Origin of the sequence: Enterococcus sp. 5B3_DIV0040 (assembly GCF_002140755.1) — a bacterium.
Lineage (GTDB): Bacteria > Bacillota > Bacilli > Lactobacillales > Enterococcaceae > Enterococcus_D > Enterococcus_D casseliflavus.
The window spans coordinates 1,912,374-1,925,382 of the sequence record NZ_NGLC01000001.1; the positions used below are offsets into that span (position 1 = coordinate 1,912,374).

At 44.2% G+C, this 13,009-nt stretch carries 14 protein-coding genes; 7 read left to right on the forward strand and 7 right to left on the reverse strand.

Going from position 1 to position 13,009, the window contains the following annotated elements; genetic code table 11:
• The first annotated feature begins 137 nt into the window (after positions 1-137).
• The 4 genes from A5883_RS09080 to A5883_RS09095 are packed head-to-tail and all read left to right on the forward strand — an operon-like array spanning position 138 to position 3,217.
• On the forward strand, positions 138-1,328 hold the full coding sequence (locus tag A5883_RS09080; RefSeq protein WP_016610333.1) for a helix-turn-helix domain-containing protein: 1,191 nt from the start codon (positions 138-140) through the stop codon (positions 1,326-1,328).
• The gene (locus tag A5883_RS09085) at positions 1,321-1,548 is read left to right on the forward strand and encodes a PLD nuclease N-terminal domain-containing protein (RefSeq protein WP_010747962.1); all 228 of its coding nucleotides are present in this window, start codon (positions 1,321-1,323) and stop codon (positions 1,546-1,548) included. Before A5883_RS09080 ends, A5883_RS09085 begins: the two co-directional genes overlap by 8 nt.
• Positions 1,545-2,456: an ABC transporter ATP-binding protein gene (locus A5883_RS09090; protein ID WP_016610334.1), complete on the forward strand. Its 912-nt coding sequence runs from the start codon at positions 1,545-1,547 to the stop codon at positions 2,454-2,456. Before A5883_RS09085 ends, A5883_RS09090 begins: the two co-directional genes overlap by 4 nt.
• A complete protein-coding gene (locus tag A5883_RS09095; RefSeq protein ID WP_086338370.1) occupies positions 2,453-3,217 on the forward strand; it encodes an ABC transporter permease subunit in 765 nt (254 codons plus the stop codon). Before A5883_RS09090 ends, A5883_RS09095 begins: the two co-directional genes overlap by 4 nt.
• 102 nt (positions 3,218-3,319) lie before the next feature.
• Here A5883_RS09095 and A5883_RS09100 read toward each other — a convergent pair whose 3' ends face one another.
• From A5883_RS09100 to A5883_RS09115, 4 genes are all read right to left on the reverse strand, one after another.
• Positions 3,320-3,943 carry a YitT family protein gene (locus tag A5883_RS09100; RefSeq protein ID WP_086338371.1) on the reverse strand — a complete coding sequence of 208 codons (624 nt, stop codon included), beginning with the start codon at positions 3,941-3,943 and terminating at the stop codon, positions 3,320-3,322.
• A 164-nt stretch (positions 3,944-4,107) separates the two neighbouring features.
• Positions 4,108-4,668, reverse strand: coding sequence for an NAD(P)H-binding protein (locus A5883_RS09105; protein ID WP_086338372.1), 561 nt, complete (start codon positions 4,666-4,668; stop codon positions 4,108-4,110).
• Between the two features lie 60 nt (positions 4,669-4,728).
• The gene (locus tag A5883_RS09110) at positions 4,729-5,136 is read right to left on the reverse strand and encodes a MerR family transcriptional regulator (protein WP_034868481.1); all 408 of its coding nucleotides are present in this window, start codon (positions 5,134-5,136) and stop codon (positions 4,729-4,731) included.
• 75 nt (positions 5,137-5,211) lie between these two features.
• On the reverse strand, positions 5,212-6,192 hold the full coding sequence (locus A5883_RS09115; RefSeq protein WP_086338373.1) for an aldo/keto reductase: 981 nt from the start codon (positions 6,190-6,192) through the stop codon (positions 5,212-5,214).
• A gap of 209 nt (positions 6,193-6,401) precedes the next feature.
• Here A5883_RS09115 and A5883_RS09120 point away from each other — a divergent pair, with 209 nt between their 5' ends.
• Complete coding sequence (locus A5883_RS09120; RefSeq protein ID WP_005225720.1) at positions 6,402-6,767, forward strand: HIT family protein; 366 nt, start codon at positions 6,402-6,404, stop codon at positions 6,765-6,767.
• A gap of 65 nt (positions 6,768-6,832) precedes the next feature.
• On the opposite strand, the gene A5883_RS09125 is transcribed toward A5883_RS09120, so the two are convergent.
• Genes A5883_RS09125 through A5883_RS09135 form a run of 3 tightly spaced genes read right to left on the reverse strand, consistent with a single transcriptional unit; the run spans position 6,833 to position 11,044 of the window.
• Positions 6,833-7,681 (reverse strand): PRD domain-containing protein, encoded by an 849-nt coding sequence (locus A5883_RS09125; RefSeq protein WP_086338374.1) that lies wholly within the window; start codon positions 7,679-7,681, stop codon positions 6,833-6,835.
• Positions 7,682-7,701: 20 nt separating this feature from the next.
• Positions 7,702-9,165 (reverse strand): glycoside hydrolase family 1 protein, encoded by a 1,464-nt coding sequence (locus tag A5883_RS09130; protein ID WP_086338375.1) that lies wholly within the window; start codon positions 9,163-9,165, stop codon positions 7,702-7,704.
• 46 nt (positions 9,166-9,211) lie between these two features.
• On the reverse strand, positions 9,212-11,044 hold the full coding sequence (locus A5883_RS09135; protein ID WP_086338376.1) for a beta-glucoside-specific PTS transporter subunit IIABC: 1,833 nt from the start codon (positions 11,042-11,044) through the stop codon (positions 9,212-9,214).
• 337 nt (positions 11,045-11,381) lie between these two features.
• Here A5883_RS09135 and A5883_RS09140 point away from each other — a divergent pair, with 337 nt between their 5' ends.
• Positions 11,382-12,305 carry a dihydrodipicolinate synthase family protein gene (locus A5883_RS09140; RefSeq protein WP_086338377.1) on the forward strand — a complete coding sequence of 308 codons (924 nt, stop codon included), beginning with the start codon at positions 11,382-11,384 and terminating at the stop codon, positions 12,303-12,305.
• Positions 12,295-12,954 (forward strand): HD domain-containing protein, encoded by a 660-nt coding sequence (locus A5883_RS09145; RefSeq protein ID WP_086338378.1) that lies wholly within the window; start codon positions 12,295-12,297, stop codon positions 12,952-12,954. Before A5883_RS09140 ends, A5883_RS09145 begins: the two co-directional genes overlap by 11 nt.
• Positions 12,955-13,009 lie beyond the last annotated feature (55 nt).

Below are 13,009 nucleotides of genomic sequence, written 5' to 3' on the forward strand. Positions count from 1 at the left end.
CAAAGATTGGAATACTTCGCCTTATAATCAACTTTTAGTTAATTAAATCAACCAAAAATTAACTAGCAATCCATTGTAAGTCATCTCTTATCCTCTTATGATAGAAGTATACCAAACAAACCTATCGGAGGTGCACTATGGACTTACCCATTGGCGAGGAAATCGCTCGGAGAAGAAAACAACGAGGTATTACCCAGCAAGAATTAGCAGTGTTTATGAATGTGTCCAAAGCATCCGTTTCGAAATGGGAAACGGGACAGTCTTATCCAGATATCACCTCGCTGCCCTTATTAGCAGCGTATTTTGATTGCAGCGTCGATGAATTATTAATTTTGGACTCGCAGCTATCTCCTAAAGAGATCCAGCGAATCTATCAATTACTAAAAGACGCCTTTCAAACAAAAACACCAAGCGAAGTCCTCGCGCTGGCACAAAGTTTTACCAAACGGTATTACTCTTGTTACCCGTTCTTGTTACAGATGGGCTCCTTTTACTTAAATCATTGGGATCTTTTGCCAGATGTCCCTGTAGCAGATAGCACAGAAGGGCACCCCTCTGAAGAAGCCTTGATGGAAGCGAAGAAAACTACCTATTTGAAAGAAGCAGAAATCCTTTATCAACGGATCATTGCGCATGGTGACAATGCGTTGGCACAACAAGCGCAACAAATCGAAGCCTATTGTCTGCTGATGAGAAACAAGCCCGATGAGGTCTTGGCGATCCTTGGCACGAAAACGCTCTCTTTCTTACCTAGCGAACCGTTGATTGCCGCCGCATTTCAGCAAAAAAATCAGTTGCAGCAAGCTGAGATTGTGACGCAAAGTGCGATTTATCAATACTTGATTCTTTTTATGAGCTTACTGACAAATTATTTGGCAATGCTCACACAAGACGAGGAGCAACTGGAAAAAACCTTTGCACGTGGGCTGGCACTCAGCGAGAGCTTCCAACTGGCCCAGCTGCATCCCCTTTCTTTACTGAACTTTTTATCTGCTGGAATGGTTTCTTTTGCCGCTTTAGGAAAAGAAAGCTTATTGCTACAAGCATTAACGCTGTATGTGAAAACATTAGCAGACACGCCTGAGGAAATCGTTTTGAAAGGAGACGATTATTTCAATAGCATCGATGAGTGGATCAGCGAATTAGAATTAGGTAGTCAGATCCCGCGGAACTCAGACAATGTCAAAAAACAATTTCTCGAAATCGCGCAGTTCACACCATTATTTGAACCTTATCTGAAGCAACCACTATTTGAAGAATTATTTCAGCAGCTGCAAAAACTGTCCGAACAAGAAAATGAGCCACAAAGGAGGGCTTCACATGAATAGTGTTTCACTAAATATACCAGAAAATATGTCTGATTATTTGCCCGTACTGATCCCCTTGATTGTTTTGCAATTGGTCTTGATCATCTTGGCGGTTCGCGATATTTTAAAACAAGAACAGTTTAAATTCGGCTCCCGCATTCTTTGGCTTTTCATCGCCTGTTTTGTTAGCCTGATCGGTCCTATCCTTTATTTTGCTTTCGGAAAAGAGGACCAACAATGAAGATGATCGAGATCAACCATTTATCCAAGCGTTTTGGGCGCAAACAAGTGCTGCAAGACCTAACCTTTTCGGTTCCAAAGGGCAGCGTTGTGGGGTTTGTCGGGGAAAATGGTGCTGGCAAAACAACGACCATGAAGGCGATTTTAGGATTGCTCCCCATTGATGAAGGCGAAATCACCGTTTGCGGCGAAGTGGTGCAATTCGGCTCAGCCAAGACCAATCGCTGGATCGGCTATTTACCAGATGTACCGCAGTTTTACTCGTTTATGACAGCTGTAGAATATTTGACTTTTTGCGGAAAAATCCAGCCCAATCAAGAACCTTTTCAGCCTCAGCGGGTGATGGAAGTTTTAGCGTTGGTAGGCCTGGAAGCTTCGAAACAAAAAATCGCTGGCTTTTCTCGCGGCATGAAGCAGCGTCTTGGATTAGCTCAAGCATTGATCAACCGACCAGCTATCTTGATTTGTGATGAGCCGACCTCTGCACTCGATCCTTTAGGTCGCAAGGCCTTTCTTGATGTATTGGCTAAAATCAAAGAAGAAACGACAGTTCTTTTTTCATCCCATATTCTCGCAGATGTCGAGCAGCTGTCAGATTACATTGCGATTTTGCACAAAGGTCAGATCCAGGCGTTTGAAACGATGGATTCCTTAAAAAAACGTTATCGAAAAACCGCCTTTGGGATCGTCTTTACCAACGAAGGTGACCATTCGAAATTTGCCAATCTGTTAGCATCCCACGGCATTGCGGCAGAAAGAAAGAACAATCAATTACTGATCGACGAAACTGCCGACACGAATGTTGGAAAGCAGTTGCTGCGATTGCTCAATGAACAACAGATAGTACCTGAATCCTTTCAACGGATCGAACCGACTTTAGAGGCGATTTATTTGGAGGTGATTAAATGAAGGTGTTTCTTGTTTTCTTAAAAAAAGAATTTCTCGGCGGTCTTCGCAGCAAAAAACTGCTGATTTGCTTGATCCTGTTTGCTCTGATTGGTATACTTTCTCCCTTTACTGCCAAAATTATGCCAGATCTGATGGCCAGTATGATGCCGGAATCGATTGAAATCACGATTGCTGATCCGACTGCGATCGATGCGTGGCTTCAGTTTTACAGCAACATCGGCACGATTGGTCTGTTGGTATTTGTGGTTCTTTTTACCGATACGCTCTCTGCCGAAATAGCCCAAGGGACCTTTATTCAGCTGATTACGAAAGGATTACCGAAAACGACGATCGTCTGTGCCAAAGCTGGCTATTTAACGATTCTGTGGTCTTTGAGCTACCTCCTAAGTGCCAGTGTCAGTGCTTTTTATACCTTGATCTATTTCGATGATTCTAGCGCTGTTCAAGTCCCTAGCGCATTGTTCAGCTATTGGCTGTTTGGTTTACTAGCAATCAGCATCCTGCTGCTAGGTTCCAGCTTTGCCAAAAGCATCTATCAAGGGCTGTTGTTTATAGGCGTCTGTTATCTGATGGGCATGTTAGGCAACCTATGGAGTCAAGTAACAAACTGGAATCCTTATTCCCTTTCCAGCCAATTTCCTAACTACTTAACCGACCAAATCAAACTAGGAGAACTACTGCCAGCGCTGCTGCTGAGTTGCTTATTGATCATCAGCTGCCTAGCGGGGGCTATTGCTGTTTTGAGAAAAAGAAACTATTAAAAAACCATCGGTGCAAATGTTGTACTGACCTCCTGTAGGTAGACGTTTCGTCTAACTCTTGGGGGTCACTACCTGTTGCACCGATGGTTTGCTTCTGCTAGTTTATTCTAGTTCTGCTGTTTCTTGAACGTTCACTGCTTTTTTTGCCTGTGTTTTTTGCTCGATCCGCATAAAGAAGCGCATGAAAAAGGCAATCAAATAGATAGAGAAAGCGGAAATGAGGGCTTCTTGCCAAGAAAAAATCAGGAGATTCAACAAGATGATGATCAGATTGGTTAAGAAGACACCACTAGACTTTCGAATGCCATAGTATTTTTCCAAAATCAGCGGCGGAATCGTGACCCCACCATTGGAAGCACCGATTTTATAAAGTGAAAAAATACCGAAGCTAAAGAAGAAACTACCTAAAATCAAGGAAACAGAATAAAAACGCAAGAGCATGATCTCTGGTAAAAGCGCCAGAAGAACGGGAAATGCCAGACTGCCGATAACCGTATTGACAAAGACCTCTCGCTTTAAAAGCAAAAATGCCAACACCAGCATCAATAAATTTATCCCCCAGACAACGATATGACGATTGATCGACCAGCCGGTTTCGATCAGGTAGCCGATCGACCCGACACCAGCAGAAGCAATACTGTGAGGCAAAAGGAAAAAGTTTAATGCGATGCAGATCCACAGCACCCCAAGCAATAAAGCAAGATTTTTTTTGATAAGTGATTCCATCAACGTTCTCCTTTCAATCTGGCAACTAATTTTATGGATAAAAGCTTCTGTCTATTCTATCAAAAAAAGCTCAAAAGAAAGAACCATTTTTTTCATGAAAACATGAAAAAAATGATTCTGAACTTCAAGAAAGCATGTTGGTTTTCATCACAAATGCACAGGCTTTAGGCTGTATAGCAGTGATACATCGCAAGCATTTCTTCTGCGACTGCTTCTTGCCATCCCCCTGGCTGTAACATGCATTCTTCCATTGATGGCAAATGAACAAAGCGAACAGCCAACTCTGAGCCTACAATCAATTGGTAGGACATCAAGCGATTTTTTTGCTGCAAGAGCAGCTGATGCTTTTCAGGGGCAAGAAAAGGCGCTGTTAAGTCTGCCAATTGCTTCAATGCCGCCGATGTACAAAGTCTTTTTTCGGGTGCGACACTGATCAATTGGTTGACCTCTGCTAATTTCATTGCCTCGATCACCCGCAGCGTTGCCCGAGGATCATGGATATCCGTCAAAAAAACCGACTGGCAGCCTTGCAATGCCCGAACGAGTCGTCCTAAATCGAGAAAGTCACCATCAATGATCGTCTCACGCGCAGCATCGATCTCATTCAAACGCTCCGTTGCACGGCGGGCATAGAGTACGAGTGGTCGATTGGTTCTTTCCAAAAGTTTTTGCCGTGATCGCTGACCGATCGTGCCAGCAGCACCTAAAATCGCAAGTCGTTTCATAAGCTCCCTTTCATTTTTGAAAAATTCAAGCCTCGTTCTTTGAGTAGAAAAAATGGCTTGTCATAAAGTCTGGTTGACGAGATTGGCTTTGCGTTGACGCAGTCGTTCTTCAGTCGGCAGAACATGCTCGTCGTAATGTTCCAATTTGTATTCTAAACGTTCAACAGCTTCCGTCATATCTGAGATTTTCTCCCGCAAAACTGCAATTTGTTCGGCTAACAGCTGCTTGCGCTCAGGAACCGTCCCTCGCCCTTCTTCAAATAAAGCCAGGTAATGACTCAGCCCATCAATCGATAGTCCAGCGTTGCGCATTTGCCTGGTAAAGGTGATCCATTTTAAGTCGTCATCATCAAATTCACGAACACCGTTTTTATTGCGTTTGACCGGCGGAATCAGCCCAATCTTTTCATAGTAACGGATGGTATCAGCTGAGACACCGCTCAGTTCACTGACTTTTTTGATATTCATGGCTTCACTTCCTTGTTTTGCATTTTTTCCTAGATCGTTTTGTATGCTACGAGCCAGAAGCCCTTTTGTTACTCGTTATTCCGCTCCTACCACTGCATGAGGCAAGTATGGCTCTTCCAAATACGCAATCTCTTCGGCAGTCAGCTTTAGATCAAGGGCAGGTAATGCATCTAATAAATGGCTTTCTTTTGTTGCGCCGATAATTGGTGCGACCACTTGTTCTTTTTGTAATAACCATGCCAAGGCGATTTGCGCCCGTTTGCTTTGGTGTTTGTCAGCGATCTGTGCAACCCGCGCCACGATCTCTCGGTCTTGTTCCATCGTTTTGTCGTACTTTTGATTGGCGGTTTTATCCGTTACGTACCGTTTGGTCTTTGCACCCCAATCTCTTGTTAACCGTCCAGCAGCCAATGGGCTATACGGCGTCACGGCAATTTTTTGATCGGCACACAAGGGCATCATTTCTCGCTCTTCTTCTCGATAAAGCAAGTTCAAGTGATTTTGCATCGAAACAAATTTGGTCCAGCCATTTTTTTCAGCGACTGCTTGTGCTTTGGCAAATTGCCAAGCGTACATCGCAGATGCGCCGATATAGCGTACTTTTCCAGAAACTACCAAATCATGTAATGCCTTCATGGTTTCTTCAATTGGCGTGTGGTAATCCCAACGATGGATGATATACAAATCAATGTAGTCCATTTGCAGGCGTTTTAAGCTTTGTTCGACTTGATAAAAAATCGCTTTTCGGGATAAGCCTCCACTGTTAGGTCGCTGTTTCATTTTAGAATATAGTTTTGTGGCAACCACGATCTCATCCCGGGGCGCAAAATCATTCAATGCTCGACCGACGATTTCTTCGCTCGCTCCATAAGAATAGACATTTGCCGTATCAAAAAAGTTGATACCCAGATCCAAGGCTTTTTTGATGACTTCACGACTGTCGTCTTCTTCTAACACCCACTCATGAAACCCGCTGTTGGGATCGCCAAATCCCATTGTCCCTAAACACAAAGGTGACACATCAAGTCCTGTATTGCCAAATTTTACATAGTCCATTTGTACGTCCTCCTGTTTTTTTAAGTTACACTAAGCATACAGGTTGAAGTGCACTCTAAGTCAAGCGAATTTATAAACTTTTTTTATTTTACTGTCAATTGACTCAAAAAGACATGCTTTTTTTCGTGCGTTTCATTCCAAATCAGCTTTTGGTACACTAAAGATAAGTATTGATACGCTATCTAGCCGAGAAAAAGGAGCGAAAGATTTTGACTTGTATTTTTTGTACTGCCTCAAAACATGCGATCATTGAAAACGAACGCTTTTATGCGATCGCTGATAAGTACCCCGTCACCCCTGGACACTTGCTATTGATCCCCAAAGCGCATCGCAGAGATTACTTTGCTCTCACCCAAGAGGAATTACAAGACTTGCAGGCCTTGTTGCAGGAAGGCAAAGCTTATTTATTGGAAACCTATCGACCAGACGGCTTCAACATCGGCTTCAATTGCGGGGAGGCTGCTGGACAGACGGTCTTTCATTGCCATTGTCATTTAATCCCACGCTACCAAGGCGACGTAGAGCAGCCAAAAGGTGGCGTTCGAGGCGTGATTCCTAACAAGCAAGCCTACTAAACACAAACAAGCCGTTTCTCCAGCAAAGGGAAACGGCTTGTTTATGTTTGTTAAAATGAGGACGCTTAGGAATTGATCGCTGAATGATTCATCAATCGATTGATATGAACGCCTAGATAGACGATTTCATTGGCAGGGATCTTCGTTTGGTATTCTTTATCGATATAGGCTTTGACTTTTGTCGCGATCTCCATAGCATTCGGATAAAGAGCCCACATTTGACGGTATAGTCCTTCATCATCTTCTTGCAGCAGACCATCCAAAAAGAATCGGTCAACGAAGAAACGCACGTGGGTGATAAAGCGATTGTAATGGATCGAATTGGTGTTGACGTCTTGCTGGATCGAGTAGCGCACCATATTGACGATCAACCCGATCAATTTGGCCTTTTTCAACCCATCTTGATTTTCCTCGGTGTTCGACTGGGCATTGATCAAATGAAACGCGATATTGGAGGCTTCTTCTTCTGGCAGCTCAATTTGATACTTCTCTTTCAACAAGCGTAGTGCCTGTTCGGCGGCTCGAAATTCCTCTGTATAGTAATTCTTGATTTCCCAATAGAGCCGATTCGTCACACTCAAGCCTTTTTGCTGACGTTCTACAGCAAAGTGCAAGTGATCCGATAAGGTGAGGTAAATCGTTGAATTTAGCGGATATGGCAGCATTTTTTGCGCCAGCTGGACGATTTCTTTGGTCATTTCAAAATAGTACAACGGAATCTCATCCACTAAATCGGCAAACTGACCTGATTTTTTTTCATCGATTGGCAGAAAAACTTGATCGATCTGGGTATCGGCTATGCTGTCGCCGACTTTCTTTCCATAGCCGATGCCTTTCCCAAGTGCAATCATTTCTTGGCCTTCCTTATCAACAAGTACGACACTTGAATTTAAGACTTTCTTGATGTAAATCATGCACTCTCGCTCCTCACTGTTTATTCTGCCAAACTCGCGCCATTGGTGGCGATCACTTCTTTGTACCAGTCGAAGGAATCTTTTTTCAAACGGTCATAACTGCCGTTTCCTTCATCATCGGCATCCACATAAATGAAGCCATAGCGTTTCGTCACTTGTGACGTACCAGCACTGACCAGATCGATCGGTGCCCAAGAAGTATAACCAATCAAATCGACCCCTTCATCGATGGCTTCCTTCATTTGTTTGAAGTGTGCCTTGAAATAATCGACCCGATACGGATCATGCACTTGGCCGTCTTCAAGGACATCGACGGCGCCCATACCATTTTCAACGATCATTAATGGCACTTGATACCGATCATACAATGAAAGCAAGGAGATTTTCAAGCCTTTAGGATCGATCTGCCAGCCCCATTCAGTTGACGGCAGCTTGGGATTTTTTACCCCTAAAACCGTATTGCCCGGTGTCCGTTCCGCATGTGGGTCGCCTGATTCAGCCATAGACATATAATAACTGAAAGAAAGAAAATCAACGGTGTGATCTTTTAAGATTTGGCGGTCTTCTGGTGCCATTTCAATCTTGATGCCCCGTTTTTCCAGATCTTTTTCAATCATTCGCGGATAAGCACCTTTGACTTGAACGTCCGCATAAAAATCATTTTCCAAGTTTTTCTTTAAGGTCAATTCAACATCCAATGGGTCACAAGTCAATGGATACGTCATTAGTTTCGTTAACATACAGCCAACTTTATTGTTTGGGTTTTTCTCATGAGCGATTTTGGTCACTAATGAGCTGGCAACAAATTGGTGATGGAGCGCTTGATACACCTCTTGCTCTTCTTTGCCTGCTTCTGATTGTTCTGGAATGATGCCTGCTGTTGTAAAGGGATGACGATGGATACTGTCGATTTCGTTAAAGGTCAGCCAATATTCCACATACTCCCCAAATTCTTCGAAACAGACGGTGGCAAAGCGGACAAAGTCATCGATTACTTTACGTTCCACCCAGCCATTGTACTTCAAGCTAAGGGCTAGCGGCATTTCATAGTGAGACAACGTTACGATCGGTTTGATCCCCAAGCGCTGCATTTCTTGAAAGACATTGCGGTAAAAAGCGATCCCTTCTTGATTGGGTGTCGTTTCTTCCCCGGTTGGGAACAAACGGGTCCACGCAATCGACAATCGCAACACTTTAAAGCCCATCTCCGCAAACAAAGCCAAATCTTCTGGATAGCGGTGATAGAAATCGATTCCTCGCCGTTTTGGATAGATGGTATCTGTTGGATCTGCCATCGCTTCTTTGACGGCTTCTACGGTCACGCTCATGTGCGCCGCATAATCTTTGTTATCGACATGAGGTTTGTAGGTCGCCACATCCGCCACCGACAAGCCTTTGCCGCCAAGATTCCAACCTCCTTCTACTTGATTTGCGGCGATAGCGCCACCCCATAAGAAGTCCTTTGGAAAAGTTGTTTCAGTCATTTTTTCAATCCCCTTTTACATTGTTTTTGTTGCATTGCTCATTGGTTTAGACGATCGGTACAATCGATAAAACACCTTGTTCGTTGCGCTCATCGGTTGATTCGATCGGTTTGACAGTAAAGTTCTCTTGATTGGTGACCACACAGATCACGATTGGATCAAACCCAGCTGCTTTGATGGCATCTAGATCAAATTGAATCAGGGGTTGCCCTTGTTTCACTTGATCCCCCGCTTTCACGTAAGGGGTAAAGTGTTTGCCTTCTAATTGAACGGTATCCAAGCCGATATGAAAGAGCAATTCTGCGCCATTACGAGTTTTTAAACCGATCGCATGGTTGGTTTCAAACAACATCGTGATTTCGCCATCTTCCGGTGCGATCAATTCGCCAGACGTCGGTATGATCCCGAACCCTTCTCCGATCATACCGCTTGAAAAGACTTCATCGTTGACTTCAGATAAAGCTACCACTTGCCCATCTACTGGTTTGCTCAATACTTCGGCTTTGGGATCGGCAACAGTCGTCTTATTTTCTACCACTTTGTCTTTGAATAAGAAAAGGACAAGGACAAAAGAAACAGCAAAGGATACCCCTAACGTGACCAATGCCCACACAAGATTCATCGGGTTGGCTTCATCCACGAACATAGTGATACTTGCTAGACCAGGGCCAACTAATGCGAAGGCCTTGATGGCAAACAAACCAGCCACCGCACCACCAACTAGGCTGGAAGCCATCACGCCGTAAAGCACTCGTTTATGCAGGATCGTCACCCCATACAAAGCAGGCTCGGTGATGCCAAAAAGGGCGGAGATGCCTGCAGAAACAGCGGTTGAACGAAGTTTTTGGTCTTTGGTCCGAACACTCACCGCAAAACAAGCACCAGCTTCTGCGATGTTATGTGCCAATGAGGCAGGCAAGTATAACAGCTCTGCCCCCATCTCACTCATGGACGAAACAGCATAGGGAATCATGGCTTTGTGCATACCAGTAACCACCATCAATGGTAAAACAGCGGCTAAAATCCCTGTTGCCACCCAACCTAAATGGGCATACAGCCAAATGATCGCTGCTGAAAAAATCGTTCCGACTTCAAAGCCTAATGGGCCTAAAATCAATAAAGCAACTGGAACCGTAATAACTAAGCTCATCATTGGAACAAAGAAGATACGGATCGGTTTTGGTGAGATTCGGGTAAACAGCTTTTCAATTTGAGCGTAAAATAAAACCGTTAAAATGGCTGGAAATACTTGTGACGCATAAGCGATATTTTGTAAACCGAAGCCCATGAACGCTGCGCCATCTGTCAATAGTGTCGTTAGTTCAGGCAAAATCAAGGCACCGACAGCGGAAACCGCCACCAATTGGTTGACCTTTAATTTATTTGCCGTGGTGATCGCCACTAAAATCGGTAAGAAATACAATGGTGCGCCACCGATCAGATTCAAAATTTGATACGTCTGGCTCGTATTGTCCATCAATCCAGTGACAGAAGCAAGTAACAGTAAGGATTTCAAGACGCCTCCTCCAGCGACTGCTGGAATCAACGGTTGAAAAATCGAGATAATAAAATCAAGCAGGACCGCACCCCACGATTGTTTTTGTTTGCCCTCACTTCCTCCATCCGCTGTTAGCTCATGACCTAACACGTTCATAACCTCATCATACACTTCGACGACATCATTGCCGATGATGACTTGGCATTGGACATTTTGTCGCACCCCAATCACGCCATCGACTTTTTCCAAGGCATCTTTTTGTACGAGGCCATTGTCTTTTAAGGTAAAGCGCAAGCGTGTGGAGCAATGTTCCAAATGTGCGATATTTTCTTTTCCGCCAATCAACTCAACGATGGCAGTTGCCGTTTCTTTTAGATTCATAATTTTCTTCTCCTTTAATTAGTTTTCCTTTGTTGGCCAAACAAAGAAAAAAGCAGGCAACACCTACAAAAACATTGAACGGAATCCAACGATCCCTTCCATGTTTTTTATAGGTCCTGCCTGCATTACCAGTCACATGCCTGTTTTATTACTTGCATAATACCATGCTTCATTTGAAAACGCAACCACTGTTTTTAAAAAATTTTCCTCAAGTCTTTTTCTGAATCTGGAAGTTTGCTACACTTAGTGGATAATCAGTTGTTTCGTCTTCCTTGGCTTGCACCAGAAGCAAGAAGAACATCGCTGAGTAAACGTATCACAAGAAAGGATGAATCGGATGACTCCATTGAATCACTCACTGCATATTGCCGTCCCCACAGCATTTGATCATGCAGAAAGACTTGACACGAAAAGGACGATCGCTCATATCTTGCAACTGCAAAAGCAAGGGATCAAATCGGTTTTGGTGTGCGGCTCCACCGGTGAACAGCACTCATTGACCTTAACAGAAAAAAAACAGCTTCTACATGACTTAGCGCAAGAAACCAGCTGGGCAGCCGATTTCGAAGTCCTCTTCGGTTTAGCTGGCATCGTATTTCATGAAACGCTCGCGTTGGCAGAAGCAATCAGCAAAAATCCCCGAATCGATGGTGTGGTTTTAGGCTTTCCCCCTTATCTTTGCCTGACGCAAAAGGAAGCCGTGCTCTATGCTCAGGGATTGATCCATACTTGCGAAAAACCAGTTATTTTATACAACAATCCCCGCCGCACGGGCTTTGATTTATCTGCAGAAAGTATCTTGACCTTGATCGCTGACCCTCGGGTGATCGGCTTAAAAGAAGCTGGCAGGAAGGAGCGAGTGCCTCAACTAAAAACAAAGACGGCTGCCGATTTTCGCTTTTATGCTGGTGGTGAAGCGGACTTGGCGGAAAAGGTCGCACTAGGGTTTAACGGGCTGTCATCAATGGCAGGAAACCTTTGTCGCAAGGAGATCCAGGTGATTTGGCAGGGCTTATTGAAAGGTGATGCAACGATTTCTACGTCGAATGAATGGCAGAATATGGAACAAGCAGCTGCTGGCGATCCAACCAATACCATCAGTTACCTTCCGTGGCTCAAGCAGCAAATCACCATTGATGGACAGCCCTTTGGCTTTTGTCGTCAGCCGCTAGGTCTAGAAACAATTGATCGGTTTGGCACTGGCTCAATTCCCCCTCATCTAGCACATGAAAGGCAGGAGAACCAGACAAATGAAGATTGATGCACCGATTGATCCACAACTAAAGCACTATATTGAAAGCTCCATCATCCCGCAATACAACCAATTGGATAGCAGTCACTCCCCAGCGCACGTCCACCAAGTGATCCAAAATAGTTTTGAAATTGCTGAAACATTGCCCGTTGACCTGAATATCGTCTATACGGTAGCTGCCTACCATGATATCGGCTTGCTCTATGGCCGCAAAAACCACGAAAGCAATTCCCGCAAGATCGTTGAACAAGATGCTGTGTTGCCACGCTTTTTCTCTCCTCCAGTCATTTCAATGATCGGCGAAGCTGTAGAAGATCATCGCGCCTCGCTGCCCTATGAGCCTCGCTCGCTTTATGGCAAAATTATTTCCGAAGCCGATCGCGACTTAGATTTTGAGCGAATCCTCATGCGAACCTTGCTTTTTGCTTATGAGAAAAAGCAGCTGACAGATTTAGAACAATTGCATCATGAAGCGTATCATTACATTTCAAAGAAATACGGTCCTCAAAGTGAGCTGAAGGTTTGGTTGGATTATCGCAAAAACCAAGATGGTTTGGCGATCATCTATCAAAAATTAGCACAACCTGAAAGCTTCCGTCACTCCTTTGAAAAAATCGTGCCGATAGTTATCGCTACAAGCAAAGAAACTGACGATTGACACTTTGATCCAGCACCAGACTTCAAATAGGAACCCTCTGATTCAGCACCGCAGT

Bases quoted from the DNA above. Each gene is read 5' to 3' on its own strand.
- A5883_RS09085 (WP_010747962.1), top strand. From the start codon at position 1,321: ATGAATAGTGTTTCACTAAATATACCAGAAAATATGTCTGATTATTTG.
- A5883_RS09105 (WP_086338372.1), bottom strand. From the start codon at position 4,668: ATGAAACGACTTGCGATTTTAGGTGCTGCTGGCACGATCGGTCAGCGA.
- A5883_RS09080 (WP_016610333.1), top strand. From the start codon at position 138: ATGGACTTACCCATTGGCGAGGAAATCGCTCGGAGAAGAAAACAACGA.
- A5883_RS09140 (WP_086338377.1), top strand. From the start codon at position 11,382: ATGACTCCATTGAATCACTCACTGCATATTGCCGTCCCCACAGCATTT.
- A5883_RS09110 (WP_034868481.1), bottom strand. From the start codon at position 5,136: ATGAATATCAAAAAAGTCAGTGAACTGAGCGGTGTCTCAGCTGATACC.
- A5883_RS09090 (WP_016610334.1), top strand. From the start codon at position 1,545: ATGAAGATGATCGAGATCAACCATTTATCCAAGCGTTTTGGGCGCAAA.
- A5883_RS09115 (WP_086338373.1), bottom strand. From the start codon at position 6,192: ATGGACTATGTAAAATTTGGCAATACAGGACTTGATGTGTCACCTTTG.
- A5883_RS09100 (WP_086338371.1), bottom strand. From the start codon at position 3,943: ATGGAATCACTTATCAAAAAAAATCTTGCTTTATTGCTTGGGGTGCTG.
- A5883_RS09135 (WP_086338376.1), bottom strand. From the start codon at position 11,044: ATGAATCTAAAAGAAACGGCAACTGCCATCGTTGAGTTGATTGGCGGA.
- A5883_RS09125 (WP_086338374.1), bottom strand. From the start codon at position 7,681: ATGATTTACATCAAGAAAGTCTTAAATTCAAGTGTCGTACTTGTTGAT.
- A5883_RS09145 (WP_086338378.1), top strand. From the start codon at position 12,295: ATGAAGATTGATGCACCGATTGATCCACAACTAAAGCACTATATTGAA.
- A5883_RS09130 (WP_086338375.1), bottom strand. From the start codon at position 9,165: ATGACTGAAACAACTTTTCCAAAGGACTTCTTATGGGGTGGCGCTATC.
- A5883_RS09095 (WP_086338370.1), top strand. From the start codon at position 2,453: ATGAAGGTGTTTCTTGTTTTCTTAAAAAAAGAATTTCTCGGCGGTCTT.